The 1,121-nt window shown below is 45.9% G+C and carries 1 protein-coding gene; it reads left to right on the forward strand.

Annotation, left to right across the window (positions count from 1 at the left end; genetic code table 11):
* Positions 1–149: 149 nt before the first annotated feature.
* A partial coding sequence (proV, locus tag R7P67_RS25790; RefSeq protein WP_318086445.1) for a glycine betaine/L-proline ABC transporter ATP-binding protein ProV occupies positions 150–1,121 on the forward strand: 972 nt, incomplete at its 3' end.

Genomic DNA, 1,121 nt, shown 5'->3' on the forward strand with positions numbered 1-1,121 from the left:
CTTATCAATAAAACAACGAAAGTTCATTACTACGAAAAATATGATCACAGAACACCAATAAGCCAAGCCAATCATTTGAAAACTTTTATCAATTTAATTAGAGTACAAAACGTTAACTCGTGATAAACACATAACAAAGGACAATTAACATGGATCCCATACTGGAAGTTAAGGGACTTTATAAAGTGTTTGGAGAAGCTCCGGAGCGAGCATTCTCACTCATCGAAAAAGGCGTTGATAAAGACGATATTTTTGAACAAACTGGCTTAACCGTTGGCGTCAACGATGTATCTCTGACCATCAATGAAGGCGAGATTTTTGTCATTATGGGTCTCTCTGGCTCAGGAAAATCCACTCTCGTTCGACTTCTCAATCGACTCATTGAACCCACCAAAGGCAGTGTTTACCTCAAAGGGAAAGACATTGCTCACATCTCCGAAGAAGAACTGCGCGAAGTTCGTCGGAACAACATTTCAATGGTTTTTCAAAATTTTGCGCTCATGCCCCACATGTCGGTGATAGAAAATGCCGCTTTCGGCCTGGAACTCGCAGGCGTCGATGTGACTGCTCGCCACGAAAGTGCATTATCAGCGTTGCAGAGAGTTGGATTAGATACCTACGCTGAATCGTTTCCTGATGAACTATCAGGTGGTATGAAGCAGCGTGTTGGTCTTGCCCGCGCCCTAGCTTGCGACCCTGATATTTTGCTGATGGATGAAGCGTTCTCGGCGCTCGATCCTTTGATTCGTTCTGAAATGCAGGATGAATTGATTCGTCTGCAAAATGACGATAAACGCACCATCGTGTTCATTTCGCACGACTTGGACGAAGCCATGCGCATCGGTGACCGAATTGCCATCATGCAAAACGGCGAAGTTGTGCAAGTCGGCACACCAGATGAAATTCTTCATAACCCCGCCAATGATTATGTCGAGGCGTTTTTCCGCGGCGTTAATGTCGCCAGCGTGCTAACCGTCAAAGATATTGCGCGCAAGAAGCCCGCTGCGGTATTCAAGAAATCCGAACACGACGGCCCTGGCTCTGCCATGCAAATCTTGATGGATCACGACCGCGATTACGGCATCGTCGTCGATAAATCTAGCCGATATTCCGGCATCGTT

This window comes from Vibrio sp. Vb0937, from assembly GCF_033338855.1.